The sequence below is a fragment of the Reyranella sp. genome, assembly GCF_044224635.1.
Taxonomy (GTDB): domain Bacteria; phylum Pseudomonadota; class Alphaproteobacteria; order Reyranellales; family Reyranellaceae; genus Reyranella.
This window is the reverse complement of record NZ_JBGAKA010000036.1, coordinates 42,775-68,327: the sequence shown is the minus strand read 5'-3', so window position 1 is coordinate 68,327 and position 25,553 is coordinate 42,775. Positions and strand designations below refer to the sequence as shown.

The 25,553-nt window shown below is 67.2% G+C and carries 20 protein-coding genes; 12 read left to right on the top strand and 8 right to left on the bottom strand.

From position 1 onward, the window contains the following. Window positions 1-34: 34 nt before the first annotated feature. Window positions 35-691 carry a COQ9 family protein gene (locus ACILR9_RS26365; protein ID WP_395712954.1) on the top strand — a complete coding sequence of 219 codons (657 nt, stop codon included), beginning with the start codon at window positions 35-37 and terminating at the stop codon, window positions 689-691. On the opposite strand, the gene ACILR9_RS26360 is transcribed toward ACILR9_RS26365, so the two are convergent. From ACILR9_RS26360 to ACILR9_RS26350, 3 genes are read right to left on the bottom strand one after another with little or no spacing between them, the layout of a single operon-like run. After that, window positions 645-1,739, bottom strand: a complete 1,095-nt coding sequence (locus ACILR9_RS26360; protein WP_395712953.1) for a 5-(carboxyamino)imidazole ribonucleotide synthase — start codon at window positions 1,737-1,739, stop codon at window positions 645-647. The two genes, ACILR9_RS26365 and ACILR9_RS26360, sit on opposite strands and share 47 nt — an antisense overlap. A gap of 2 nt (window positions 1,740-1,741) precedes the next feature. After that, on the bottom strand, window positions 1,742-2,281 hold the full coding sequence (gene purE, locus ACILR9_RS26355) for a 5-(carboxyamino)imidazole ribonucleotide mutase (RefSeq protein ID WP_395712952.1): 540 nt from the start codon (window positions 2,279-2,281) through the stop codon (window positions 1,742-1,744). Between the two features lie 19 nt (window positions 2,282-2,300). Beyond that, window positions 2,301-2,522: a YdcH family protein gene (locus tag ACILR9_RS26350; RefSeq protein WP_395712951.1), complete on the bottom strand. Its 222-nt coding sequence runs from the start codon at window positions 2,520-2,522 to the stop codon at window positions 2,301-2,303. A gap of 82 nt (window positions 2,523-2,604) precedes the next feature. Here ACILR9_RS26350 and ACILR9_RS26345 point away from each other — a divergent pair, with 82 nt between their 5' ends. Both ACILR9_RS26345 and ACILR9_RS26340 read left to right on the top strand, forming a co-directional pair. Next, on the top strand, window positions 2,605-3,177 hold the full coding sequence (locus ACILR9_RS26345) for a TIGR02444 family protein (protein ID WP_395712950.1): 573 nt from the start codon (window positions 2,605-2,607) through the stop codon (window positions 3,175-3,177). Window positions 3,178-3,507: 330 nt separating this feature from the next. Next, the gene (locus ACILR9_RS26340; RefSeq protein ID WP_395712949.1) at window positions 3,508-3,684 is read left to right on the top strand and encodes a YdcH family protein; all 177 of its coding nucleotides are present in this window, start codon (window positions 3,508-3,510) and stop codon (window positions 3,682-3,684) included. Window positions 3,685-3,801: 117 nt separating this feature from the next. Here the strand turns inward: ACILR9_RS26340 and ACILR9_RS26335 are convergent, their stop codons facing one another. The 4 genes from ACILR9_RS26335 to ACILR9_RS26320 all read right to left on the bottom strand — a co-directional run bounded on the left by ACILR9_RS26335 (window position 3,802) and on the right by ACILR9_RS26320 (window position 8,672). Beyond that, window positions 3,802-5,145 carry a hypothetical protein gene (locus ACILR9_RS26335; protein ID WP_395712948.1) on the bottom strand — a complete coding sequence of 448 codons (1,344 nt, stop codon included), beginning with the start codon at window positions 5,143-5,145 and terminating at the stop codon, window positions 3,802-3,804. A 91-nt stretch (window positions 5,146-5,236) separates the two neighbouring features. Next, a complete protein-coding gene (locus ACILR9_RS26330) occupies window positions 5,237-6,865 on the bottom strand; it encodes an acyl-CoA synthetase (RefSeq protein ID WP_395712967.1) in 1,629 nt (542 codons plus the stop codon). Window positions 6,866-7,174: 309 nt separating this feature from the next. Continuing rightward, a complete protein-coding gene (locus tag ACILR9_RS26325; protein ID WP_395712947.1) occupies window positions 7,175-8,137 on the bottom strand; it encodes a Bug family tripartite tricarboxylate transporter substrate binding protein in 963 nt (320 codons plus the stop codon). 16 nt (window positions 8,138-8,153) lie between these two features. Beyond that, window positions 8,154-8,672 (bottom strand): hypothetical protein, encoded by a 519-nt coding sequence (locus tag ACILR9_RS26320; protein WP_395712946.1) that lies wholly within the window; start codon window positions 8,670-8,672, stop codon window positions 8,154-8,156. Between the two features lie 455 nt (window positions 8,673-9,127). Here ACILR9_RS26320 and ACILR9_RS26315 point away from each other — a divergent pair, with 455 nt between their 5' ends. The 5 genes from ACILR9_RS26315 to ACILR9_RS26295 all read left to right on the top strand — a co-directional run bounded on the left by ACILR9_RS26315 (window position 9,128) and on the right by ACILR9_RS26295 (window position 15,313). Further along, complete coding sequence (locus ACILR9_RS26315) at window positions 9,128-11,035, top strand: propionyl-CoA synthetase (RefSeq protein ID WP_395712945.1); 1,908 nt, start codon at window positions 9,128-9,130, stop codon at window positions 11,033-11,035. A 138-nt stretch (window positions 11,036-11,173) separates the two neighbouring features. Then, complete coding sequence (locus ACILR9_RS26310; protein ID WP_395712944.1) at window positions 11,174-12,688, top strand: 3-hydroxyacyl-CoA dehydrogenase; 1,515 nt, start codon at window positions 11,174-11,176, stop codon at window positions 12,686-12,688. Window positions 12,689-12,882: 194 nt separating this feature from the next. Continuing rightward, complete coding sequence (locus ACILR9_RS26305) at window positions 12,883-13,767, top strand: polysaccharide deacetylase (protein WP_395712943.1); 885 nt, start codon at window positions 12,883-12,885, stop codon at window positions 13,765-13,767. A 6-nt stretch (window positions 13,768-13,773) separates the two neighbouring features. Further along, window positions 13,774-14,109 (top strand): hypothetical protein, encoded by a 336-nt coding sequence (locus tag ACILR9_RS26300; protein ID WP_395712942.1) that lies wholly within the window; start codon window positions 13,774-13,776, stop codon window positions 14,107-14,109. Window positions 14,110-14,281: 172 nt separating this feature from the next. After that, window positions 14,282-15,313 carry a CobW family GTP-binding protein gene (locus ACILR9_RS26295; protein WP_395712941.1) on the top strand — a complete coding sequence of 344 codons (1,032 nt, stop codon included), beginning with the start codon at window positions 14,282-14,284 and terminating at the stop codon, window positions 15,311-15,313. Window positions 15,314-15,621: 308 nt separating this feature from the next. Here the strand turns inward: ACILR9_RS26295 and ACILR9_RS26290 are convergent, their stop codons facing one another. Further along, on the bottom strand, window positions 15,622-15,903 hold the full coding sequence (locus tag ACILR9_RS26290; RefSeq protein WP_395712940.1) for a hypothetical protein: 282 nt from the start codon (window positions 15,901-15,903) through the stop codon (window positions 15,622-15,624). A gap of 99 nt (window positions 15,904-16,002) precedes the next feature. Between ACILR9_RS26290 and gltB the strand changes: the two genes are divergently transcribed. From gltB to ACILR9_RS26270, 4 genes are all read left to right on the top strand, one after another. After that, on the top strand, window positions 16,003-20,697 hold the full coding sequence (gene gltB / locus ACILR9_RS26285) for a glutamate synthase large subunit (RefSeq protein ID WP_395712939.1): 4,695 nt from the start codon (window positions 16,003-16,005) through the stop codon (window positions 20,695-20,697). 100 nt (window positions 20,698-20,797) lie between these two features. Then, on the top strand, window positions 20,798-22,234 hold the full coding sequence (locus tag ACILR9_RS26280; protein WP_395712938.1) for a glutamate synthase subunit beta: 1,437 nt from the start codon (window positions 20,798-20,800) through the stop codon (window positions 22,232-22,234). A gap of 165 nt (window positions 22,235-22,399) precedes the next feature. Then, a complete protein-coding gene (locus ACILR9_RS26275; protein ID WP_395712937.1) occupies window positions 22,400-22,717 on the top strand; it encodes a hypothetical protein in 318 nt (105 codons plus the stop codon). Window positions 22,718-22,943: 226 nt separating this feature from the next. Beyond that, window positions 22,944-25,529 (top strand): CoA transferase, encoded by a 2,586-nt coding sequence (locus tag ACILR9_RS26270; RefSeq protein WP_395712936.1) that lies wholly within the window; start codon window positions 22,944-22,946, stop codon window positions 25,527-25,529. Window positions 25,530-25,553 lie beyond the last annotated feature (24 nt).

Below are 25,553 nucleotides of genomic sequence, written 5' to 3'. Positions count from 1 at the left end.
GGGAAGCCCCGGTCCGGCGCCTATATTTCGCCTCATGAGCCTGGAAAACAGCCCGAATCCCGCGTCTGCGCCCGACCCCGACGCGTCCCTGCGAGATCGCCTGGCCGATGCCGTTGCTGCCGAGGCTGCCTTCGAGGGCTGGTCGCGTATGGCCCTGACGGTGGCGGCGCGCCAGCTCGAGCTGCCGGCCGGCGAGGCCGACCGCCTGTTCCCGGGCGGCGCCCTGCAGGTCCTGACCTTCGCCAGCGAGCGCGCCGACCTGCGCACGGTCGAGGACATGGAGAAGGAGGGTGTGGCCAGCCTCAAGATCCGCGATCGCATCAAGGCGGCGGTGCGCATCCGGCTGGAACGCCACGCCGGCGAGCGCGAGGCGGCACGGCGCGCGCTGGCGGCGCTCTCCCTGCCGTTCAGTGCCGGACTGGCGCTCAAGCTCCTCTACCGGACCGTCGATGCGATGTGGTACGCCGCCGGCGACACCAGCACCGATTTCAATTTCTATACCAAGCGGGCGACCCTGGCGGGGGTCTACTCGGCGACGCTGCTGTACTGGCTGAGCGACCGCTCGCCGGGCAGCGAGGCGACCTGGGCGTTCCTCGACCGGCGGATCGACGACGTCATGAAGATCGAGAGGCTGAAGTCCCAGGTCAGGTCGTGGACGGCCGGCCCGACGCAGCGGGCTGCACGAAGGTGACGTGGCCCATCTTGCGGCCGGGGCGCGCCGACGCCTTGCCGTAAAGATGCAGCCGGGCCGACGGATCGGCGAGATAGCGCGGCCAGTCGTTTGCTTCTGCGCCGATCAGGTTCTCCATGCGCGACGGCGCCACGATATCGACGGCACCCAGCGGCAGGCCGCAGATGGCGCGCACCAGCTGCTCGAACTGACTGGTCGCGCAGGCGTCGATCGTCCAATGACCCGAATTGTGCGGCCGCGGCGCCATTTCGTTGGCGAGCACCCTGCCGTCGTGTGTGGCGAACATCTCGAGCGCCACCAGCCCCACGAGATCGAGCCCGCGTGCGAGCGCGAGGCCGCAGCGCTCGGCCGTCGTCAGCACGTCGGCCGGCAGGTCGGCCGGAACCGTCGTGGTGCGCAGGATGCCGTCGCGATGGTCGTTGAGCCCTATGGGAAAACAACGCATCGATCCGTCGAGGCCACGCGCGACGATAGCCGACACCTCACAGCGAAAATCGACCAGCGCCTCGAGGATGCACTCGCGCCGGCCGAGCTTCTCCCATGCGGCGGCGAGCGACGGCCGGTCCGTGACCCGTGCCTGACCCTTGCCGTCGTAGCCCTCGCGGCAAGTTTTCAGGATGCCGGGCAGAACGGTGGCGGCTGCCAGCTCGGCTTCGCTACGCACCGGCTGGTAGTCGGCGGTGCCGATACCAAGCGAGGCGAAGAACTCCTTCTCGCGCAGCCGATGCTGGGCGACATGGATCGGCTTGACCCCGGGCCGTACTGGCTTGCGCTCGAGGCAGGTCGCGACCGCGGCCTCCGGCACGTTCTCGAACTCGTAGGTGATGACATCGACCTGATCGGCGAAGCGCCGCAGCGCCGGCGCATCGTCGTAGGCGCCGCGCACGTGGCCGGCGGCGACGTCGCCCGCGATCGCATGCTCGTCCGGTGCATAGACCCGGCAGCGGTAGCCCAGGCGGGCAGCGGCCATCGCCGTCATGCGGCCCAACTGGCCGCCGCCCAGGATGCCGATGGTCGACCCGGGCGGAACGATATGGGGGGCGGTCATCGCTAGCGGTGCGGGGCGGGCGGGTCGTCGGTCGGCGCGTGAGCGACGGCGGCGCTCTGGCGGGCCCGCCAGTGCTCGACCGCGCCCATGATCTTGGCATTGCTAAGACCAACGATGCTGGCTGCCAGGAGGGCGCTGTTGACGGCACCGGCGCGGCCAATAGCAAGCGTGCCGACCGGGATCCCCGCGGGCATCTGGACAATGGACAGAAGACTGTCCTGACCCTTCAGCGCGGCGCTCTCGATCGGCACGCCGAGCACCGGCAACGGGGTCATCGAGGCCGTCATGCCGGGCAGGTGCGCGGCCCCGCCGGCCGCGGCGATGATCACCTTGAGGCCGCGCCCCTTGGCGGCGGCGGCATAGGACATCATGCGACGAGGCGTGCGATGGGCTGATACGATGCGCGCCTCGAACGGCACGCCGAGCGCATCGAGGGTCTCCGCGGCCTGGCGCATCGTCGCCCAGTCCGACTGGCTGCCCATGATCAGCCCGACGAGAGGACGGAGCCGGGGTGGCTTGGCTTTGGCAGATTTCTTGGCCATCGGGTTTTCGCGCACGTCCTCAGGCGATGATGTCGGGAATGAGCTGGCTCTCCAGCTTGATGATCTGGTCCTTGAGCCCCAGCTTGCGCTTCTTCAGGCGCTGCAGCTGGAGCTGGTCGAACGGCGGCTTTTCGACGAGGCGTTCGATCACCTCGTCGAGGTCGCGATGCTCGCTCCTCAGCGCTTCCAGCTTGGCCCTGATGGCCTCGGTATCCAGCGGCTCTGATGGCGGATTGCTCATGCTCGGCGTACTCGTCCCGGCGGGCTAGCCACGCCGCCTTGCGCCGTGTACCCCTTCGCCCCGCCCTTGGGAAGCCATACCGTTGTCCGATTTTCTCCCCCATCCGTTCTGGAATTTCTCGCTCGAGCTCTACGCCGGCGATGGCGTGGCCGAGGCCTGCCTCGACCTGCAGGAGCGCCGTGGTTGCGACGTCAACGTGCTGCTGTTCTGCTGCTGGCTGGGTGCTTCGGGCCGGCCGACCCTGACCGCCGACCGACTACGGGTCATCCTGAAGGCGAGCGATGCCTGGCAGGCTGACGTGGTCCGTCCGCTGCGCCAGATGCGCCGGCTGCTCAAGGATCGGCCGTGGCCGCAGGCGCTGCCTGAGACGGTCGAGGCGGTGCGCCGCCGGGTCGCCGATGCCGAGCTCGCCGCCGAGCACGCCGAGCAGCTCGAGCTCGCCAGCCTTCATGCGCCGCCCGCCGACCGTGATCGCCCGATCGAGAAGCGCATGCGAGCCGCCGTCGGCAATCTTGGCGTCTACGCGGTCTGCCTCGGCGTCGTGCCCGACGCCAGGGACCGCGCGGTCGTGGTGACCCTGATGAAAGCGACGTTCCCCTCACTCCTCGATGAGGAGATTACCTGCGTCGTCGGTGGTACCCCGGTGCTGGCCTAGCGTTGCTGGGTGGTGGGCATCTCGCCCGCTCATGAGAGGAGCGGGCGAGATGCCCGCGGTCCGTAAGGACACGAATCTCGCGACGCTGACTTGCGCTGTCCGCGTCATGATGAAGCGGTTCCCACCGGAATTCGATTAGCACCTGCGGCAATCGGATGCCGAGTATTGCGCCAGAGCCGCCGAAAATGCCGGCAACCGGCTCCGTTCTGGGCCTGTAATTCAGTTACTGTACAGGGTTATGCACAGACGCGGGAAGGTACTTGATTTGACGTGACAGGCACCAATGTCGGAGTCAGAGTTTGCCGTCCGCAACCAGCTCGGAGGTCGCCCGTGAGCACCGTGGACCACATCGAAGCGCTCAAGGCCAAGCACGCATCCCTTGAGCAAGCGATTAATGAAGAGAACCTGCGACCGCATCCCGACGACGATGCGATCTGCAGCCTGAAGAAGCAGAAACTGCTCATCAAGGACGAGATCGTCCGACTTTCGTCAACCACCCGACATTGATGTATCGACCATAGCGACTGACCGGCCGCATCCTGCGGTCGGCTGTGCGCATCCTTGCTCATGCTCTTCCCCGGACCGCGGGCGGGCCGCCCGCGGTCCGGGGAAGAGCATGAGCGCTCAATTGAGCTTGTGCAGGTTGACCGTCCAGGAGACTGGGCCGTAGGCCCCGCGGGACGTGCCGCTGCAATGTGCGACGTCGCCGGCGCCGCGCCGGCAGACGAGTTGGTCGGCATACCAGCGCGAGCCGTCGTTGCAGCTCGAATCGCTGTCGCGCAGCAGCAGCACGGCGCCGTCGAAGCGTGATTGCGCGCGCGTGCGACAGGCCGTGCGGCCGCGCCGCCATTCGAGCTGCCCGTTGCCGCCGGCATCGAAGCAGTAGGTCGACACGCCAGGCTGCTGTTGTACGGTTTCGTGGCGGAACGGATCGGTGCGCCAGCATCCTTCCATGAAGGCGTAATTGTTGGTCGGCGCCGGCGGCAGGCGAAGCCGATCGTCGTTCGGCCGGCTCTGGACCGGCGGCGGTGGCGGCGCGGGTTGCGCCTTGGTCTGCGGTGATTGGGGAGCCGGCGGCGGTGGCGCGACCGCGACCTGCGGCGGCTTGGGGGGCTCCGGCGGCTTGCACTCGGCGACGCGCTTGCGCAGCTCGGCCTCGATCAGCGAAAGCTCGACCTTGAGCACGCGGCCACGCGATTCCTCGGTCGAGAAGGCGGCCCTCAGCGCGGGCAGGGGATCCCGCGGCGGTTCGGGTGGCGGCGGAGCGGGCAGCCCCTCGCGTGTCGACAAATTCTGCTCCGCGCCGCCAGGCAACAGGCCGCGCAACAGCCACACTCCGCCGATCAGCAACAACAACAACGGCAGCGCGACCAGCACCGCGCGAGTCCAGGGAATGGTGGCACCCGCCGGCCGCACCGTGCGCGACAAGGGCCGGCCGACCGGCGCCTCCAGCACGGGACGATGGATTGTCGAGCTTGGCGGGCTCGGTGGCGCCGGCAGGCTTGTCGGCAGCAGGCCGGCGGCAGCCTCCTTCTCGTAACCCCAGCAGACGATGACCGGCCGTTCGCCGACCATGAAGACGAAGGACTCGGACGGGGCGCGGGCGGCGAGCTGCAGCGACAGGCCGACCACGCCGCTTTCCTCGCGCGGACCCGTCCCGGCGAGCGAATCGCCGAGGCAGCGGATCTCGGCCAGGGTCTTCCCGATGTTGGCCATCACTTCGGCCCGGCGCTCAGGCGGCAGCGCCGACAAGGACTGCACGGCACCCGGCCAGTCTGCGTACCAGTCGATCGCCTTGCCGTGCTCGTGCAGCTGCGGCTCGGCCAGCAGATCGGCGGAGGCATCGCCGAGGCGGCGGCGTATCACCCGGCGGAGTTGCGGCGCGGCGTTGTGCAACGGCTCGCCGCGCACGCCCAGGGGGCGCGCGCCGCTCCTCGTCGTCACGATCAACGTCGCTTGGCCGGCCATGTCGCGGCCGAGGATAGCCGCTCGATTATGGCGCGGCGATGGTGCGGGCGATTCATGCTCCTCCCAGCTCGCTGGGCAGGAGAAAGATGCGCTACACCGCCTTCGCCCAGTCGCGCAGCACGAACTTCTGGACCTTGCCGGTCGAGGTCATCGGCAGCTCGCGGAACACGACGTAGCGTGGGCATTTGTAGGAGGCGAGGTTGGCCCGGCAGTGGGCGATGATCTCCTCGACCGAGACCACCGCGCCGGGCTTCAGCACCACGAAGGCGCACGGCGTCTCGCCCCATTTCTCGTCGGGCTTGGCGACGACGGCGACATTGGCCACCGCCGGATGCTCGATGATCACGCCCTCGACCTCGATGGTCGAGATGTTCTCGCCGCCCGAGATGATGATGTCCTTCGAGCGGTCGCGCAGCTCGATGTAGCCGTCCTCGTGCAGCACGCCGAGGTCGCCGGAGTGGAACCAGCCCTCGGCGAATGCCTCGCGGGTCGCCGTCGGGTTCTTGAGGTAACCCTTCATGGTGAGGTTGCCGCGGAACATCACCTCGCCCATCGTGCTGCCGTCGCGCGGCACCTCCTGCATGGTGGCGGGATCCATCACGGTGACGCCATCCTCCGCGGCATAGCGCACGCCCTGGCGCGCCTTCAGCCGGGCGCGATCATGCGAGGGCAGGGCGTCCCACTCCTCGTGCCATGAGCAGACGGTCGCCGGACCGTAGACTTCCGTGAGGCCGTAGACGTGGGTGACGCGGAAATTCTCCTTCTCCAGAGCCTCCAGGACAGCGGCCGGTGGCGGCGCCGCGGCGGTCATGAACTCGACTCGGTGCGGCAGCGGCCGGCGCTCGGCGGGCGAGGCGCCGATGATGAACTGCATGATGATCGGCGCACCGCACATGTGCGTCACGCCATGCTCGGCGAGGGCGGCGTAGATCGTCGCGGCGTTGGCGCGGCGCAGGCAGATGCTGGTGCCGGCGACCAGCGCCAGGGTCCACGGGAAGCACCAGCCGTTGCAATGGAACATCGGCAGCGTCCAGAGATAGACCGGATGCAGGCCGATCGGCCATTGCGTGGCGTTGCCGTAAGCCGAGAGGGCGGCGCCGCGATGATGGAAGACGACGCCCTTGGGGTTGCCGGTCGTGCCCGACGTGTAGTTGAGCGAGACGGCGTTCCATTCGTCGCTCGGGTATTGCCAGGCGTAGTCAGGATCGCCTGACGCGATGAGCTCCTCGTAGGTCGTGTCGCCGATCTGAGCGCGGTCCTCGCAGGCCGGATCGTCGATGTCGACCACCATCGGCTGGACCTTGGCGATCGCCAGCGCCTCGGTGGCGGCGCGATGGTACTCGCGGTCGACCAGCAGGACCTTGGTCTCGCTGTGGTCGAGGATGAAGGCGATCATCGCCGCATCGAGGCGCGTGTTGAGCGAATTGAGGACGCCGCCCGTCATGGGCACGCCGAAATGCGCCTCGTACATCTCCGGAATGTTGGGCGCCATGATCGCCACCGTGTCGCCGACCCCGATGCCCACCTTGTCGAGCGCCGAGGCGAGCTGGCGGCAACGCCGATAGGTCTCGGCCCAGCTCTGACGGCGCTCGCCGTGCACCACGGCGATGCGGTCTGGATAGACGCTGGCGCTGCGCTCGATGAACTGCAGCGGCGTCAGCGGTGCGTAGTTGGCGGCGGTCTTGTCGAGATCGCGCTCGTAGATGTTGGCCGACAGCACCGGGGCCTTGTGCAAGGCCGGTCGCGGCGCGGCAATCCGGCCGACCGAGGTGCGATTCTTCCCCGTACGACGCAGCGCCGGCCGGGCGACCGGCTTTCCGAGGACGCTCTTCTTCTTTGCCGCGACCTTGCGCTTGGCCGCCTTGCCGACGGGCTTCTTCGCCTTGGCGGCCTTGCGAGCGCCTGGCGCCTTGGTCGCCCCGCCGCCCTTGCGGCGCTTGTCTGACCTGCCTGTGCCCAACTTGCCCTTCGCCATGCCTCGAAATCCCGCTGTCACCTGACGCGCGGCATTGTCCCACGAGGGCGGGATCTACTCCAGTTTGATATCGAGTTCCTTGATCAGGTTGGCGAAGAAGGCCTTGTCGTCGGCGACCTGTTGGGCGAACTGGGCAGTCGATTGGTGATGCGCGTACTGCGCCACCAGCAGGAGCTTCTCCTTCATCGACGGCTCGGCGGCGATGCGCGCGACCTCGTCCGATACTCGCTTGGCGATGTCGGGCGACAGGCCCTTGGGCGCGAACAGGCCGAACCAGCTGCGATCGCGGAAGCCCTTGAGGTCGAGACCGACCTCGCGGGCTGTCGGCACGTCGGGGAAATCGGCCAGCCGGGCCGGGCCGTCGGTCAGCACCATGCGCACCTTGCCGGACTTGGCGTAGGGCGCGAACGACGGATCGAACACCATCTGGATGCGGCCGTCGAAGATGTCGCCGGTGGCGTCGACGATGGTCTTGTAGGGCGTGTGCTGCATCTGGATGCCGGCGGCGCGCGTCAGCACCTCGCCGGTGAGATGGGTGATGGTGCCGAGGCCCGACGAGCCGAACCAGAACTTTCCAGGGTTTTGCTTGGCGAGGGCGACAAACTCCTGCCAGGTCTTGGCGCCCAGCGCATTGGTGATGGTGACGGTGAGGATCGGCGTCGACAGCCGGCATACCGCGACCAGGTCGTCTGGATTGTACGGTGTTTTGCGTACGCCCGGCGTGATCGCCATGATGGCGGTAGGCGCCAGCAGGAAAGTGTAGCCGTCGGGGGCGCTGGTCGCGACCATCTGCGCGCCGACGCCGCCCGAGGCGCCGGGTTTGTCCTCGACGATGATCTGCTGCCCGAGTGCGACACTCAGGCGCTCCGCGTAGAGCCGCGCCACCTGGTCGGCCGAGCCGCCCGGCCCGTAGGGCACGATCAGGCGGATCGGCTTGGCCGGCCAGGCCGCCTGGGCCCGCGCGGTGGCGGGCAGCATCGCCGCCAGCGCCGCCAGCGTCGCACGACGACGGATCATGATTCCCTCCGGTTTTTCATTGTGTCGTCAGATTGAACGAATCGAAGAACCGGCGCGTGTCCGGCTGGCCTTCGATCCCGGCGCCGCCGCCGACGGTCAGCTGGTAGAGACGGCCGCGCACCCACCAGGTGCGCACGGCGGTATTGACGCCGTTCGGCTGCACGATCAGGTATTCGCGTCCCAGGAAACGGCCAAGCGTGAGCTTGCGTTCGCCGCGCAGCTGATTGCCCGCGGCCGCACCGTCACGCACCTTGTCGAGCAGCAGGTCGACGGCGACCGCACGGGCGATACGCTCGGGGTAGTCGATATACGACGCCTGGTAGACGGCATTCCGCAAGCGGACCTCGGCCTCGGTCATCGGCACGGTCTGCCCGCTGCCGACCGGCACCGGCACCGTCGTCATTGTCGGGCTGCCCGGCATGTCGACGCGAAAGCGCCCCGGGTCGGAATTGTAGATCGCCCAGCCCTGCGCTGCGGCAGGACTTGCTCCGAGGAGCATCAGAACGACAATCCACGCAACGAGACGCCGATTCATGCCACGCTCCTCTCGCCGCCCACGATAGTCGCACGGCCCGCTTGCGAGGGTCCACGAGTTCGCCGATGGTCCTTCCGTTCCGCGGCTTCGACCGTATGACCTATACTCATGGCTGGGAACGCGCCATTCCTGCGGCCCTCATACGGACCGCGGACGTTTTGCCGGCTCATGCTCTTCGTCTTCCGAACCGCGAGCGTCCCGCTCGCTCATGATCTTCCGGGCCGCGGGTATCTGGTCCGCGATCCAGAAGAGCTCGTGAGTCATGAGTAAGAGCGAGCGAGACGCTCGCGGTCCGGAAGAGAGCCAGACGGGAAAGCTGCTGGTGAGATCGGGGCGTGCGGTAAGCCAGGCCGATCTGGATGGCCGACCCCAGCTTGCATGGCCAACCATCGCGCATTGCGAGGTTCTGCGCGCGGGGCTAAGCCTGTCGCCGAGACAACGAAGGGGACGCCGCCATGGCCGTGGGTGACACCTACCGCGCGCTGCACGCACGCTCGTTGAGCGATCCTGCCGCCTTCTGGGCCGAGCAGGCCGCCGCCATCGACTGGACGCGGCCGTGGGACAAGGTGCTGGATGCGTCCGATCCGCCATTCTACCGCTGGTTCCCCGGCGCCGAGCTCAACACCTGCTACAACGCGCTCGACCGCCATGTGCAGCGCGGCCGCGGCGAGCAGGTCGCGCTGATCTACGATTCGCCGGTCACCACGCGGAAGAAGAAGCTCACCTATCGCGAGCTGCGCGACCAGGTGGCGAAGCTCGCCGGCGCCATCGCGGCGCAGGGCGTGCGCAAGGGTGACCGCGTGATCATCTACATGCCGATGGTTCCCGAGGCGGTGATGGCCATGCTGGCCTGCGCCCGGCTGGGGGCGGTGCATTCGGTGGTGTTTGGCGGCTTTGCCGCCAACGAGCTGGCGACCCGCATCGACGATTGCACGCCCAAGCTGGTGCTGACCGCATCGTGCGGCATCGAGCCGGGCCGGGTGGTGCAGTACAAGCCATTGCTCGACCAGGCGATCGAGCTCGCCAACCACAAGGTGCCGTGCTGCATCGTCTTCCAGCGCTGGCAGGCGCCCGCCGGCATGGTCAAGGGACGCGATCTCGACTGGACCGAGACAGTCGAGGCGGCGCCGCCGCACGGCTGCGTGCCGGTCAAGGCGACCGATCCGCTGTACATCCTCTACACGTCAGGCACGACCGGACTGCCCAAGGGCGTGGTGCGCGACAACGGCGGCTACTGCGTCGCGCTGGCCTGGAGCATGCGCTACCTCTACGGCGTGCGGCCCGGCGAGGTCTGGTGGTGCGCTTCGGACGTGGGCTGGGTGGTCGGCCACAGCTACATCGTCTACGGTCCGCTGATCCATGGCGCGACGACCGTGCTGTACGAGGGCAAGCCGGTGGGGACGCCCGATGCCGGCGCCTTCTGGCGGGTCATCTCGGAGCACAAGGCGATGGCACTGTTCACCGCGCCGACCGCCTTCCGCGCCATCAAGAAGGAAGACCCAGAGGGCAAGCTCTTGAAGAACTACGATCTTTCGCAGTTCCGCACGCTATTCCTCGCCGGCGAGCGCGGCGATCCGCCGACGATCGAATGGGCGCAGACGCTGCTGGGCGTGCCGATCGTCGACCATTGGTGGCAGACCGAAACGGGCTGGGCCATTTGCGGCAACTTCGTCGGCCTCGAGGCGATGCCGATCAAGCCGGGCTCCTGCTCGGTGCCCTCGCCGGGCTGGCAGCTCGAGGTGCTCGACGAGCACGGTTCGCCGATGAAGCGTGGCGAGGTCGGCGCCTTGGCCGCCAAGCTGCCCCTGCCGCCCGGCACATTCCCGACTCTGTGGAATGCCGACGAGCGCTTCCGCCAAGGCTACTTCGTGGAGTTCCCCGGCTACTACAAGACCGGCGATGCCGGCTTCATCGACGACGACGGCTACGTCTCGGTGATGACTCGCGTCGACGACGTGATCAACGTGGCAGGCCACCGCCTGTCGACCGGCCAGATCGAGGAGGTGCTGGGCTCCCACAGCGACGTCGCCGAATGCGCCGTGATCGGCGTCGCCGACGAGCTCAAGGGGCAGGTACCGTTCGGCTTCCTGGTCCTGAAGGCCGGCATCGATCGCCCGCACCAGGACACGGTGCGCGAGGTCGTCCAGCTGGTGCGCGACCGCATCGGCCCGGTCGCCTTCTTCAAGACCGCCATCGTGGTGCCGCGTCTGCCCAAGACACGCTCCGGCAAGATCCTGCGCGGCACCATGCAGAAGATCGCCGACGGCGAGCCGTGGAAGATGCCGGCCACCATCGAGGACCCCTCCGCCATCGACGAGATCACGGGTGGGCTGAAGACGGCTGGGTATGCAGGGAAGAGCTAAGTATATCGGACCCTCCGGGACGCGGTCCTTCGGGCCGCTCCTCAGGATGAGGCTATTGTGTTGCAGCAGACCAACCTCATCCCGAGGAGCCGCGCGTAGCGCGGCGTCTCGAAGGATGGGCAATGTGAAGGATAGCAGATGACTCTCGACATCAATCGCCCCGATCTCTGCGTCGGCGTCGTCGGCACCGGCGCCATGGGGCGCGGCATCGCCCAGGTGACGGCGCAGGGTGGCATCAAGGCGATCATGTTCGACGCCGCGCCGGGCGGCGGCGCCAAGGCGCGCGGCGCCATCCTCGAGACCCTGAAGGGACTCGTGGCGCGCGGGCGGCTGAGCGACGCCGACCTCGCCAGGACGGAAGCCAACCTCACCGTGGCCGACAAGCTTTCCGATCTCGCCGGCTGTCATGTCGTGGTCGAAGCGGTGTTCGAGAATCTCGAGGTCAAGCAGAAGCTGTTCGGCGAGCTCGAGGCCGTGGTGGCGCCCGAGGCGATCCTGGCGTCCAACACCTCGTCGATTCGCATCGCCTCGATCGCCCGCGCACTGAAGCATCGCGACCGGGTGTGCGGCATGCACTATTTCAATCCCGTTCCGCTGATGAAGCTGGTCGAGGTCATCCGTGCCGCCGACACGGCGCAGTGGGTGGTCGCCGCGATGAGCGAGCTCGGCAAGCGCCAGACGCGCGTGCCGGTGGTGGTCGGCGACACGCCGGGCTTCCTGGTCAATCTCGGCGGCACGGCGATCGGCACCGAGGGGCTGCGCATCGTCCAGGAGGGAAGGGCGACGCCTTCCCAGGTCGACGCCGTGATGCGCGATACCTGCGGCTTCCGCATGGGGCCGTTCGAGCTGATGGACCTCACCGGCATCGATGTGAACTTCCCGGCGCGCAAGATCATCTACGAGGGCTTCTTCCACGACCGGCGCATGACGCCGAGCCCCTATCACGAGAGCCTGTTCCAGGCCGGCCGGCTCGGCCGCAAGACCGGCGGTGGCTGGTTCGCCTATGACGACAAGGGCGCCAAGGTCGATCCCGGCGCCGACCACGTGACGTCGGCCTTGCCGGCGAGCAGCGTCGTCATCATGGATACGCACAACAAGAAGCTGACCGGACTGATCGCCTCGGACGGCGCGCGCATGCTGGGCGCCGATGACGGCAAGAGCCCGATCCTGGTGGCGCCGATCGGCAAGGATTGCACCACGACGGCGGTCGAGCTGGCCCTCGATCCGCGCCGCACGATTGCCGTCGACCTCACCGGCGACACCGCCAAGCGTCTCACCGTCATGACCGCGCCCGGCGCCGATGGCGCGGCGCTCGAATCGGTCGTCGCGCTGCTCGCCAAGTCGGGCGCCAAGGTGACGGTCATCAGGGATTCGCCCGGCTTCATCGCCCAGCGCATGTGCGCCATGATCGCCAATCTCGGCTGCGAGATGGCGATGATCGGCATCGCCTCGGCACAGGACGTCGACACCGCGATGACGCTCGGCCTCAACTACCCGCGCGGGCCGCTGGCGCTCGCCGATTGGCTTGGCGTCAAGGAGTGCCACGAGATCCTGGTGCAGATGCAGGCCATTACCGGCGATGATCGCTACCGGCCGAGCCAATGGCTGCGCCGACGCGCCATGCTCGGGCTCAGTGCGACAATGCCCGACTGACCCGCCAGCGCCGACGAGAGGAAAGGTCCCTCGCTGCGCTCGGGATGACACCAGTACCGTGACGACGGCGATGGTGTCATCCCGAGCGCAGCGAGAGACCTTTCCTCTTGCGGACACCACGGGTCTGCGGCAGGTCCGCCGCCTCGGAACGCTTCTTGCTCGCGTGACGCGAGTGAACCAGGAGGAACAGCGGGATGCCCAAGGAAATTCTCTGCGGATTCGGGATCGACGTCGATGCCGTCGCCGGCTGGCTCGGCAGCTATGGCGGCGAGGACTCGCCTGACGACATCTCGCGCGGCCTGTTCGCCGGCGAGGTCGGCAGCCCGCGCCTGCTGCGGATGTTCGAGCGGCTGGGCATCAAGACGACGTGGTTCATTCCCGGTCATTCGATCGAGACCTTTCCCAGAGAGATGAAGGCCGTCGCCGATGCCGGCCACGAGATTGGCATCCATGGCTACAGCCACGAGAACCCGATCGCCATGACGCGCGCCCAGGAGACCGAGATCCTCGACAAGTGCATCGATCTCGTGACCAGGCTGTCGGGCAAGCGGCCGACCGGCTATGTCGCGCCGTGGTGGGAGTTCTCGCCGGTCACCAACGAGCTGCTGCTCGAGCGCGGCATCAAGTACGACCATTCGCTGATGCACAACGACCACACGCCGTACTACGTGCGGGTGGGCGATCGCTGGACCAAGATCGACTATGCCAAAAAGCCCAGTGACTGGATGGTGCCGCTGCAGCGCGGCCAGGAAACCGACCTGATCGAGATCCCGGCGAGCTGGTACCTCGACGACCTGCCGCCGATGATGTTCATCAAGAAGTCGCCCAACAGCCACGGCTTCGTCAATCCGCGCGACATCGAGGAGATGTGGCGCGACCAGTTCGACTGGGTCTATCGCGAGTACGACTACGCCGTGTTCCCGATGACGATCCATCCCGACGTGTCGGGGCGGCCGCATGTGCTGATGATGCTGGAGCGGCTCTACCATCACATGATCGGCCATCCCGGCGTGCGCTTCGTCACCATGAACGAGATGGCCGACGATTTCGCGCGCCGCTTCCCGCGCAAGAAGGGGTAAGCCCGCGTGTGCGCGCTGTGCGGCGTGCTGGGCGGCGCCGGCCACTGGACCGACGCCGTCGCCCGGCCCGGCGTGTTCACGCGCAATGCCGATCCCGTCGACCGGCGGCGCGACCGCGTGCAGCTGGTCGCCGGCGCCAACCGCATCCTCGCCGCCTACGGGCTCTCGCTCAGCGACTGGCAGGCGAGCGCGTTCGTCCTGTCGACGGCCACCGGCAAGAGCGAGATGGTCGACCATCTCGGCCATCTCTGGGCGACCGCCGAGAAGCTGCTCGGCCGGCCCTGCGATCCGCTCGACCCGGCGCTGATCGCGAGGCTGGAGGAGCAGGGCATTCGCAAATGACAAGAAAGCTGTCATCCCGAGCGGCGCCGCGCGCAGCGCGGCGTAGAGGAGGGACTTTTCTTCTTGCAGCTTCGACAAGACAGGTCCCTCGACTGGGCCGCGCTACGGACGGCGCCGCTCGGGATGACGGCTTTTCTCGCCGTATGAGAATGCCCTGGCGAGGGAAGCGGACGTGAACGTGCCTGTCTTCACGCCGGTCAATCTGATCACGGGATTCCTGGGCTCGGGCAAGACCACCCTGCTGCAGCGCCTGCTGGCCGATCCGGCGCTCGCCGACTCGGCGGTGCTGATCAACGAATTCGGCGAGGTCGGGCTCGACCATCACCTGCTCGAGCGCATCGATGAGACCATGGTGCTGCTGTCGTCCGGCTGCCTTTGCTGCACCATCCGTGGCGAGCTCGCTGCTGCCATCAGGGACCTGCACGAGCGACGCGAGGATGCGACGGTGCCGCCGTTTCGCCGGCTGGTAGTCGAGAGCACCGGGCTTGCCGATCCGTTCCCGATCCTGTCGACCCTCCAGGCCGACCCGGTGCTGCGCCATCATTTCCGGCCCGGCAACGTCATCACGACGGTCGATGCCGTGAACGGCGCGGCGCAGCTCGGCCGCCATCGCGAGAGCGCCCTGCAGGTCGCCATGGCCGACCGCTTGGTGCTCACCAAGACCGATCTCGCGGACGCCGACGAGATTGCCGCCTTGGTGATCCGATTGCGCCAACTCAACCCCTCGGCGCCCTTGTGGCAGGCGGCCGCAGCGCCGCTCGATGCCGGTGCGCTGCTGTCCCACGACCTCTTTGCAACGGCCGGCCGCAACGAGGCGGCGCGCCGTCTGTTGGCCGCCGAACTCGGGGTCCCGGCAAGCCTCGGCCCATCGCCGCATGAGGAGACCTTCCGGGCGTTCGCCCTGGCTTTCGATAGGCCGGTCGATTGGACACGGTTCGGCCTGTGGTTGAGCATGCTGCTTAATCGCCACGGCGAACGCGTGTTGCGCGTGAAGGGCATCCTGAACGTCGCCGGCTCGGTGACGCCGGTCGCCGTGCACGGTGTTCAACGTCTCGTCCATCCGCCAGTCCATATGGCGGCGTGGCCCGACGAGGATCGGCGATCCCGGCTCGTGTTCATCGTCGACGGCCTCGACCGCGCCGTGCTCTTCCGATCGCTTGGCGCCTTCCTCGGAGACGGCACGCACCTGCGCTCGGCGGCGTAGTCCTTTTTCGGTAGTGACGTTACTGTCAAGTTCCGTGTTGCAGGTCACGGCGACGTGACTGTCGGCAACTCGATCGACATGGACCGGAGCGGCTCCGACATCTTGCCCAATGACGGCATGACGATTGCCATCAACAGCAGCTATGCCAACTGCATCTTCAGCGACCGGGCACTCCCGCGGAGATCAGCATCGGCTTGCCGCCGCCGGTGACGAGCCAACTCGAGGGCCTTTACATCGGCTTTTTCGGTCGTGCCGGCGACCCGGGTGGCTTCAACTATTTCCCCAGCGAGGCTGGGAGGCGGGAATGATCAGTAGAACCCGTAGCGGTCCGGCTTGCGGTTCTCGCGGACGCAGAGCATCTGGGTTGCTGTCTCGGCGGGTAGCCTGATGCGCTCTTCCTCGCACTTGTCGTAGGTATAGGGACCGCCGAAATACTCCGGCCCACCCAGCACCGTCAGGTAGGGTTTCTGCAGGTACCAGCCCGGTCCGTTCCAAGCCTGGTTGACGCTCGGTCCGCAACCGGCAAGCCCGAGGGCGGGCGCCAGAACGGTGAGGCCGGCGGCCAGACGGCGAAGTAGCGCAAGCGACATTGAACCGACCATCTCCCCCAGGCTGCGGTGGCAACCTACAGCGCCTTTCGCGGCGCAACAAACGCTTTCGTCCGGCCCCGCTGCCGGGCTAATAATGCCATGACACCTGCATCTTGGGAAATCCTGCGCCGAAGGCGGGAATGGAACAAAGTGATGGATCTGCCGGAAAGACAAGGACTTTACGACCCGCGCAACGAGCATGATTCCTGCGGCGTCGGCTTCGTGGCCGACATCAAGGGCCGGAAATCGCATGCCATCGTGCGCCAGGGCCTGAGCATCCTGGTCAACCTGGACCATCGCGGCGCCGTCGGCGCCGATCCGCTGGTCGGCGACGGCGCCGGCTGCATGATCCAGATCCCGGACGCTCTGCTGCGTGACTGGGCCGGCCGGGAAGGGCTCGATCTGCCGGCACCCGGCAGCTACGCCGTGGCGATGTGCTTCCTGCCGCAGGACGAAGCCTCGCGGACTTTCGCCATCAAACGGCTCGAGCATTTCATCAAGGTCGAGAAGCAGAAGCTGATCGGCTGGCGGGACGTTCCGACGGACACGGCAGGGCTCGGCAAGGCGGTGATCGAGCGCATGCCGGTGATCCGCATGGCGATCGTCGGACGTGGTGCCAAGCTCGCCGACCAGGACGCCTTCGAGCGAAAGATCCTGGCGATCCGCAAGCAAACCCAGAATCCGCTCACCGACCTCGCGAAAAAGCATCAGCTGCCAGGCCTGCCGCAGCTCTACATGCCGTCCTTCTCGACGCGAACTGTGGTCTACAAGGGCCTGTTGCTGGCGCCCCAGGTCGAGAGCTTCTACGAGGATCTGCGCAATCCGCTGACCGAGTCGGCGCTGTGCCTCGTGCATCAGCGCTTCTCGACCAACACCTTCCCGTCATGGCGGCTGGCGCATCCCTATCGCTTCATCGCCCACAATGGCGAGATCAACACCGTGCGCGGCAACGTCAACTGGATGTATGCCCGCCGGCGCACCATGGAATCCGACTTGATCGGCGCTGACCTCGACAAGATGTGGCCGATCATCCCGCACGGCCAGTCCGACACGGCGTGCGTCGACAATGCGCTGGAGCTGCTGGTCGCCGGCGGCTATTCGCTCTCGCATGCCATGATGATGCTCATCCCGGAGGCGTGGGCCGGCAATCCTCTGATGGATGCCAAGCGCAAGGCCTTCTACGAGTACCACGCGGCCCTCATGGAGCCATGGGATGGCCCGGCCTGCATCGCCTTCACCGACGGCCGGCAGATCGGCGCCACGCTCGACCGCAACGGCCTGCGGCCGGCGCGCTTTCTGGTCACCGACGACGATCAGGTCGTGATGGCTTCCGAGGCCGGCGTGCTGCCGATCCCGGAAGAGAAGATCGTGCGCAAGTGGCGCCTGCAGCCCGGCAAGATGCTGCTGATCGATCTCGAGCAGGGCCGCATCGTCGAGGACGAGGAGCTGAAGCGCACCCTGGCCGAGGCCGAGCCTTACGAGGAGTGGCTGAAGGAGACCCAGCACAAGCTCGAGGAACTGTCGGAGATGCCCGAGCAGCCGGTGCCGGCGCCGTCGAACGATCCGACGACCTTGCTCGATCGCCAGCAGGCCTTCGGCTACACGCAGGAGGACGTCCAGTTCTTCCTCGAGCCGATGAGCAAGGAGCCGGACGATCCGGTCGGCTCGATGGGCACCGACACGCCGATCGCCGTGCTCTCGCGCAAGCCCAAGCTGCTCTACAACTACTTCAAGCAGAACTTCGCCCAGGTCACCAACCCGCCGATCGACCCGATCCGCGAGGAGCTGGTGATGTCGCTGGTGTCGATGATCGGCCCGCGGCCCAACCTGCTCGGCCGCCAAGCGGGCACGCACAAGCGCCTCGAAGTCTCGCAGCCCGTCCTGACCAATGCCGAGCTCGAGAAGATCCGCTCGATCGAGGAGCTGCTCGACGGCGCCTTCCGCACCGCAACCATCGATACGACCTGGCCGGCGTCGGAGGGCGCGGCCGGCCTCGAGGACGCGCTCGATCGGGTCTGCGCCGAGGCGACAGATTGCGTGCTGGCCGACCGCAACATCCTGATCCTGTCGGATCGCGCGGTGTCACCCGAGCGGGTGCCGATCCCGGCCTTGCTGGCGACCGCCGCCGTGCACCATCACCTGATCCGACGCGGCCTGCGCACCCAGACCGGCCTCGTCGTCGAATCGGGCGAGGTCCGCGAGGTTCATCATTTCTGCTGCCTGGCCGGCTACGGCGCCGAGGCGGTGAACCCCTATCTCGCCTTCGAGACGCTGGAGCAGCTCAGGGTCCAGAACGGCCTGCCGCTCAAGGCCTACGAGGTGCAGAAGAACTACATCAAGGCGGTCGGCAAGGGCCTCCTGAAGGTCATGTCCAAGATGGGCATCTCGACCTATCAGTCCTATTGCGGCGCCCAGATCTTCGACGCGGTCGGCCTGCATTCGGGCTTCGTCGAGAAGTATTTCACCGGCACCGCCACCACCATCGAAGGCGCCGGCTGGCAGGAGATCGCCGAGGAGACGGTGCGTCGCCATCGCGACGCCTACGGCGACAACCCGATCTACCGCGCCATGCTCGATCCGGGCGGCGACTACGCCTTCCGCCTGCGCGGCGAGGACCATGCCTGGACGCCGCAGTCGGTCGCCAGGCTGCAGCACGCCGTGCGTGGCAATTCATCGGACGAGTACAAGGCGTTCGCCGCATCGATCAACGAGCAGAGCGAGCGGCTGCTGACCATCCGCGGCCTGATGCAGTTCAAGTGGGCCGATGCGCCGCTCTCGATCGACGAGGTCGAGCCGGCTGCCAACATCGTCCGCCGCTTCGCCACCGGCGCCATGAGCTTTGGCTCGATCAGCCGCGAGGCGCACACCACGCTGGCGATCGCCATGAATCGGATCGGCGGCAAGTCGAACACCGGCGAGGGTGGCGAGGAAGCCGATCGCTTCAAGCCGCTGCCCAACGGCGATTCGATGCGCTCTGCCATCAAGCAGGTGGCGTCGGGCCGCTTCGGCGTGTCGGCCGAATATTTGGTCAATGCCGACGACCTGCAGATCAAGATGGCGCAGGGCGCCAAGCCCGGCGAGGGCGGCCAGCTGCCCGGCCACAAGGTCGACGAGAACATCGCCCGGGTGCGCCGCTCGACGCCCGGTGTCGGCCTGATCTCGCCGCCGCCGCACCATGACATCTACTCGATCGAGGATCTGGCCCAGCTCATCCACGACCTGAAGAACGTCAATCCGCGGGCGCGAGTCTCGGTCAAGCTGGTCTCCGAGGTCGGCGTGGGCACGGTCGCCGCGGGCGTCAGCAAGGCACGCGCCGACCACGTCACCATCTCGGGCTTCGAGGGCGGCACCGGCGCCTCGCCGCTGACCTCGCTCACCCATGCCGGCTCGCCGTGGGAGATCGGCCTCGCCGAGACCCAGCAGACGCTGGTGCTGAACGGCTTGCGCGGCCGCATCGCCGTCCAGGTTGACGGCGGCCTGCGCACCGGCCGCGATGTTGCCATCGGCGCCATGCTGGGCGCGGACGAGTTCGGCTTCGCCACCGCGCCGCTGATCGCTGCCGGCTGCATCATGATGCGCAAGTGCCATCTCAACACCTGCCCGGTCGGCGTGGCGACCCAGGACCCGGTGCTGCGCAAGCGCTTCACAGGGCAGCCCGAGCACGTCATCAACTACTTCTTTTTCGTCGCCGAGGAGCTGCGCGAGATCATGGCGCGCCTGGGCTTCTGCACGCTGAACGAGATGATCGGCCGGGTCGATCGGCTCGACATGCATCGCGCGGTCGATCACTGGAAGGCGGGCGGTGTCGACCTGTCGCGCCTGCTGCACGTCGCGCCGGCGCGCGAAGGCGTGGCGATCTGGAACTGCGAGCAGCAGAACCATGGCCTCGACAAGGCGCTCGACCACAAGCTGATCGAGGCGGCTGAGCCGGCGCTCGAGAAGGGCGAGCCGATGCAGATCGAGCTGCCGATCAGCAACGTCAACCGAACGGTCGGCGCCATGCTGTCGGGCGAGCTTGCCAAGCGTCACGGCCATGCCGGCTTGCCCGAGGATACGATCTCGGTGAAGCTCACCGGCACCGCCGGCCAGAGCTTCGGCGCCTTCCTGGCGCACGGCATCTCGCTCGATCTGACGGGCGATGCCAACGACTATGTCGGCAAGGGGCTGTCGGGCGGTCGTGTGGTGGTGCGTCAGCCTGCAGGCACCAACCGCGATCCGCTGCACAACATCATTGTCGGCAATACCGTGCTCTACGGCGCCATCGGCGGCGAGGCCTATTTCGAAGGCGTCGCCGGCGAGCGCTTTGCCGTGCGCAATTCGGGCGCGGTATGCGTCGTCGAAGGCACCGGCGATCACGGCTGCGAATACATGACCGGCGGCGTGGTGGTGGTGCTGGGCGACACCGGACGCAACTTCGCCGCGGGCATGTCGGGCGGAATCGCCTATGTCTACGATCCCAAGGCGCGCTTCCGCGAGCTTTGCAACATGTCGATGGTCGAGCTGGAGTCGGTTGCCCCGGCGTCGGGCGATCGCGACAGTCCGGGCCGGCCGCGCCAGCGCGCGCTCAACGCCGACGACACGGGCATGGGCGACGTGCTGGCCTTCGATGCGGAGCGCCTGCGTATCCTCGTCGAGCGGCATCTCCTGCACACCGGCAGCGCGCGGGCGCGCGAGCTCCTGGACGATTGGGACTCTGCCCTGCGCAGTTTCATCAAGGTGATGCCCAGGGACTACAAGCGGGCCTTGCTGCAGGCGAAAGACCGCGCGGCGGCGAAAGCGGTGGCGGCGGAGTAGAGCTGCCCGGCGGCGGGCAATTGCATGAACCTCATGCCGGGGCGGGCGGCCCAGCGACCGTCGCCTTGACGCATGGACAAGATGGGGGAGTTTGCAAGCCATGGGTCTTCCCACCGGCTTCCTGGAGATCGAGCGCAAGGATCGGCCTTACGAGAAGGTCGAGAAGCGCCTCAAGAATTGGCAGGAGTTCGTGCTCGGCCTGGCGCCGGCCGAGCTGTCGCAGCAGGGCGCGCGCTGCATGGATTGTGGCATTCCGTTCTGCCACAACGGCTGCCCGGTCAATAACCTGATCCCCGACTGGAACGAGCTGGTGCGGCGCGATCGCTGGCGCGACGCGCTCGAGTCGCTGCACTCGACCAACAACTTCCCTGAGTTCACCGGGCGCATCTGTCCGGCGCCGTGCGAAGCCTCGTGCACGCTCAACATCGACGACAACCCGGTCACCATCAAATCGATCGAATGCGGCATCGTCGATCGCGGCTGGCAGGAAGGGTGGATCGTCCCGCTGATTCAGGCGCGCAAGACCGGCAAGCGCATCGCCGTGGTCGGCTCCGGGCCGGCCGGCATGGCGTGCGCCCAGCAGCTTGCGCGCGCCGGCCATGCGGTGACGCTGTTCGAGAAGGCCGACCGCATCGGCGGTCTGCTGCGCTACGGCATTCCCGATTTCAAGATGGAAAAGCACCTGATCGATCGGCGCATGCGCCAGATGGAGCAGGAGGGCGTCGAGTTCCGTACCAGTGTCGAGGTCGGGGCGACGCTTTCCATCAAGTCGCTGCTCGAAGGCTACGACGCCGTTGCCCTGACGGGCGGCGCGGAATGGCCGCGCGATCTCGAGGTGCCCGGGCGCGAGCTCTCCGGCATCCACTACGCCATGGATTTCCTGACCCAGCAGAACAAGCGGGTTGCCGGCGACGACGAATCGCGGGCGGCCCCTCGCGGCACGCTCACGGCCAAGGGCAAGCATGTCATCGTGATCGGCGGCGGCGATACCGGGTCGGACTGCGTCGGCACGTCGAACCGCCAGGGCGCGGCCTCGGTGACCCAGCTCGAGGTGATGCCGCGGCCGCCGGAGCGGGAAAACAAGGAGCTGACCTGGCCCGACTGGCCTCTCAAGCTCCGCACCTCCTCGTCGCACGAGGAGGGCGTCGAACGCGACTTCGCCGTGCTGACCAAGCGCGCCGTCGGCAAGGACGGCAAGGTGACGGCGCTGGAATGTGCGCGCATCGAATGGTCGAAGGGCGGCATGAAGGAGATCGAAGGCAGCCGTTTCGAGCTCAAGGCCGACCTGGTGCTGCTCGCCATGGGCTTCCTCGGTCCGCGCAGGCCCGGCATGGTCGAGCAGTCCGGTGTCGCGCTGGATTCCCGCGGGAATATCCTGGCCAACGTAAAGGACTACAAGACCAGCGTGCCCCGGCTGTTCGCCGCCGGCGACATGCGCCGCGGCCAGTCGCTGGTCGTCTGGGCGATCCGAGAAGGCCGCCAATGCGCTCGCTCGATCGACGAGACCCTGATGGGCAGCACGACTCTGCCGCGGTGATCTTTCTCCTCCCCCAGCTTCGCTGGGGAGGTGCCCCTGCAGGGGCGGAGGGGTCATGAGCGACACACGTGTTGTTGGAATGGACGGACGCCTCGACTGAGGCTCTTGACCCCTCCGCCCCCTGCGGGGGCACCTCCCCGCGCTTCGCGCAGGGAGGGGAACAAGATGCGTGACGGCGACATCACGAATGGTTCCCTGGAGGTAGGCGCAACCGGTCCTGCAAGGGCACGTTCGGCGGGCATCATCCTTAAAATGAGATGTCACATGAAACGCATTTTGCTGACCCTCGCACTCATCGCCGCAGCCGGGGGTTACAACAGGCTCGAGCGAGGTCATGCGACAGGGCCGGAACCGATCCCGATGGATGCTGCCGGTCCCCGTCAAACCGCGCTCACGGACGAATACGGCTTCCGCTACGACAGTCAGGGCAATCGCCTCGATGCCCGCGGCAACATCATGTCGCCGCACGTGCCGCAACGCTGACGTCATCGCGGTGGGCCCGTGCAAATAGCTCATCCCCGAGCGCGCCTTGCGAAAGCCCGGCCCGTCATATGCGCGGCCGGGCTTTTGTTTCTCGCCGGTGGAACCTCGCTCCGTTGAGTGGCGCGCTCCTGGCCACGAGCTGCCATGCTTGCTTGCTACTTGCCCCTCGATCTGGCCGCGGGTGACATATCCGGGTGAGAGACAAGGTCTGAGAAGGAAAAGGCGCATGGCGGACATTGGCCGGAACGAGGGTGCCTATCTCGATGGCATCCGCGTGCTCGAGCTTGCGGAGGAGACCGGAGAGTATGCAGGCCGGGTGCTTGCCGGATTGGGTGCCGACGTCGTCAAGGTCGAGCCGCCGCAAGGTGAAGCGACGAGGCGGATCGGACCTTTCCGAGGGGACGTGCCGTCGCCAGAGGAAAGCCTGCATTTCTGGCACTACAATTTCGGCAAGCGCAGCATCGTCCTCGATCTCGATGGCGCCGACGGGCAGGCATCATTCTTTCGGCTCGCAGCGGCGGCGGATGTCGTGCTTGATGCGCGCCCGCGTGGGTATCTCGCCGACCGAAACCTGGCCTTCGAACGATTGCAGTCGGCAAATCCGCGACTGATCTATCTGCGGATCAGTCCGTTTGGCGATACCGGCCCGTGGGCTGACTACAAGGGCAGCGATCTCATTCACCTGGCGCTGGGCGGCGTCATGATGAACTGCGGCTACGATCCTGATTCGTCCGGCCGCTACGACACGCCACCCATCGCGCCCCAGATGTGGCACGCCTATCACATCTCCGGCGAGATGAGCGTGATCGCGCTGCTCGGGGCTCTCGCGCACCGGCTGCGGACGGGCGAGGGGCAGCACCTGTCCCTCAGCATCCACGAAGCGGTCAGCATGAATACCGAGAGCGACGTGCCGAACTGGATATTCCTGCGCCAGCGCCACTTTCGGCAGACCTGCCGGCATTCGATGACGACGGCGAGCCTGCCGGCCCTCGCGCAGACCAGGGACGGACGGTATCTCCTGCCGTACAAGACCTATCTCCGCGCCACGGCCACCTATTCCTCGGACGCCCTGCGCGGGACCATCGCGGTTCTCGCCAAACATGGAATGGACGAAGGCCTTGGCAAGCTCGACCAGCTCGATGCAGAGGTGGAAGCCAGGGTCGGCAAGCTGGTGGATCGCGTCGCGGCCAGCCTGGACTTCGATGCCGATCTGTGGCGCGACGGCCAGGACAATGGGCTGCCGTGGGCGCCTGTCCGACGCCCCGAGGAGAATGCCCGCGATCCGCACTATATCCAGCGCGGCATCTTCGCCAACGTGCCGCACCCGGAAAGCGGGGCTTCGTACACCTATATCGGCGCTCGCTGGTACAGTTCCGACGCGCCTTGGACGGTCGCGGCACGACGGCCGCCCAGGCTCGGCGAGCACACGCATTCGGTCATCGAAGAGTGGGCGGCGGCGCGAAAGGTGGCGACGCTGTCGCCCGATTGCGGCCTGGCCCGAGGGCCTGCCAAGACAGGCCCTACAGGCCAGCCCTTCGCCCTTTCCGGTGTGCGCGTCGTCGATCTCGGATGGATGCTCGCGAGCGCCGGCGCGGGACGCTACCTCGCCGCCCTGGGGGCCGAGGTCATCAAGGTCGAGCACGAGTCGCGCGCCGACGGAATGCGCTTCGGGCCGGCGGCCTGCCCCCTCGGCGGGCGGGCCGAGCGGCAGGCGGCGACGCAGACGATGCCGACACCTCCCCGCGACGGGCTCAATCGCAGCGGCTCCTTCATGGAGATCAATGCCGGCAAGCTCGGGATATCGCTCGACCTGAAGAAGCCCGAGGGCAAGCGCATCCTCGAGGATCTCATCCGCAATGCCGACGTGGTGCTCGAGGGCTACTCGCCGGGAACGATGGATCGGATGGGACTGGGCTACGCCCGCCTGAAAGAGCTGAATCCCGGCATCATCTATCTCCAGCAATCGGGGTTCGGGCAGCACGGCGTCTATGGTCGCGCCCGCGCCTTCGGCCCGACGGCGCAAGCCTTCTCTGGCATCAGCGACATGTCCGGCCTGCCGGAACCCCGTCCCCCCGCCGGCATCGGCTACTCCTATCTCGACTGGTTCGGCGCCTACAACATGGCGACGGCGGCGCTCGCCGCGCTCTACCGGCGGGCGACGACGGGCCGCGGCTGTCACGTCGACGCCTCGCAGGCGGAGGTCGGCATCTTCCTGACCGGAACCGCGGTGCTCGATCACTCGGTCAACGGTCGCCGCTGGTCGCGCTACGGCAACCGTTCGCCCTATCGCCTCGCCGCACCGCATGGCGCCTACCGGACACGCGGCGAGGACAGCTGGATCGCGATCGCGGCGTTCACCGACGAGCAATGGCAAGCGGTCGCGACCGAGCTCGGCCATCCCGAGTGGCTCGACGATCCGCGGTTCGACGGAGTGACGAACCGGCGCGCCAATGAAGACGCGCTCGATGATTTGATATCCGGCACTACAGGCACTCTCGATGGCGCGGACCTCATGAACCGGCTGCAGGCCTCGGGAGTCCCGGCCGGCGTTTGCCAGACGGCAGAGGAGCGGTACGAAAAGGATCCGCAGCTTCGGCACCTGCAATGGCTGGTCGAGCTGCCGCAATCCGAGATCGGCACCTGGCCGGTGAAGAGCTTCCCCGCGCGCCTCGACCGCAGCCCGGCCTATGCCGGCGGGATGCTCGGCCGCTCCGGTCCCAGCTACGGCGAAGATACCGAGCGCGTGCTCTCCTCGGTGCTCGGCATGACCGCCGAGCAGGTCACCGCACTGCGCTCGGCTAGGGTGGTGTGATCGCTGCCGGTTGCGACGGCGGAA

Coding starts and splice junctions, on each gene's coding strand:
- ACILR9_RS26365 (WP_395712954.1), top strand. CDS start 35: ATGAGCCTGGAAAACAGCCCGAATCCCGCGTCTGCGCCCGACCCCGAC.
- ACILR9_RS26360 (WP_395712953.1), bottom strand. CDS start 1,739: ATGACCGCCCCCCATATCGTTCCGCCCGGGTCGACCATCGGCATCCTG.
- purE (WP_395712952.1), bottom strand. CDS start 2,281: ATGGCCAAGAAATCTGCCAAAGCCAAGCCACCCCGGCTCCGTCCTCTC.
- ACILR9_RS26350 (WP_395712951.1), bottom strand. CDS start 2,522: ATGAGCAATCCGCCATCAGAGCCGCTGGATACCGAGGCCATCAGGGCC.
- ACILR9_RS26335 (WP_395712948.1), bottom strand. CDS start 5,145: ATGGCCGGCCAAGCGACGTTGATCGTGACGACGAGGAGCGGCGCGCGC.
- ACILR9_RS26325 (WP_395712947.1), bottom strand. CDS start 8,137: ATGATCCGTCGTCGTGCGACGCTGGCGGCGCTGGCGGCGATGCTGCCC.
- ACILR9_RS26320 (WP_395712946.1), bottom strand. CDS start 8,672: ATGAATCGGCGTCTCGTTGCGTGGATTGTCGTTCTGATGCTCCTCGGA.
- ACILR9_RS26315 (WP_395712945.1), top strand. CDS start 9,128: ATGGCCGTGGGTGACACCTACCGCGCGCTGCACGCACGCTCGTTGAGC.
- ACILR9_RS26310 (WP_395712944.1), top strand. CDS start 11,174: ATGACTCTCGACATCAATCGCCCCGATCTCTGCGTCGGCGTCGTCGGC.
- ACILR9_RS26305 (WP_395712943.1), top strand. CDS start 12,883: ATGCCCAAGGAAATTCTCTGCGGATTCGGGATCGACGTCGATGCCGTC.
- ACILR9_RS26290 (WP_395712940.1), bottom strand. CDS start 15,903: ATGTCGCTTGCGCTACTTCGCCGTCTGGCCGCCGGCCTCACCGTTCTG.
- gltB (WP_395712939.1), top strand. CDS start 16,003: ATGACACCTGCATCTTGGGAAATCCTGCGCCGAAGGCGGGAATGGAAC.
- ACILR9_RS26280 (WP_395712938.1), top strand. CDS start 20,798: ATGGGTCTTCCCACCGGCTTCCTGGAGATCGAGCGCAAGGATCGGCCT.
- ACILR9_RS26275 (WP_395712937.1), top strand. CDS start 22,400: ATGCGTGACGGCGACATCACGAATGGTTCCCTGGAGGTAGGCGCAACC.
- ACILR9_RS26270 (WP_395712936.1), top strand. CDS start 22,944: ATGGCGGACATTGGCCGGAACGAGGGTGCCTATCTCGATGGCATCCGC.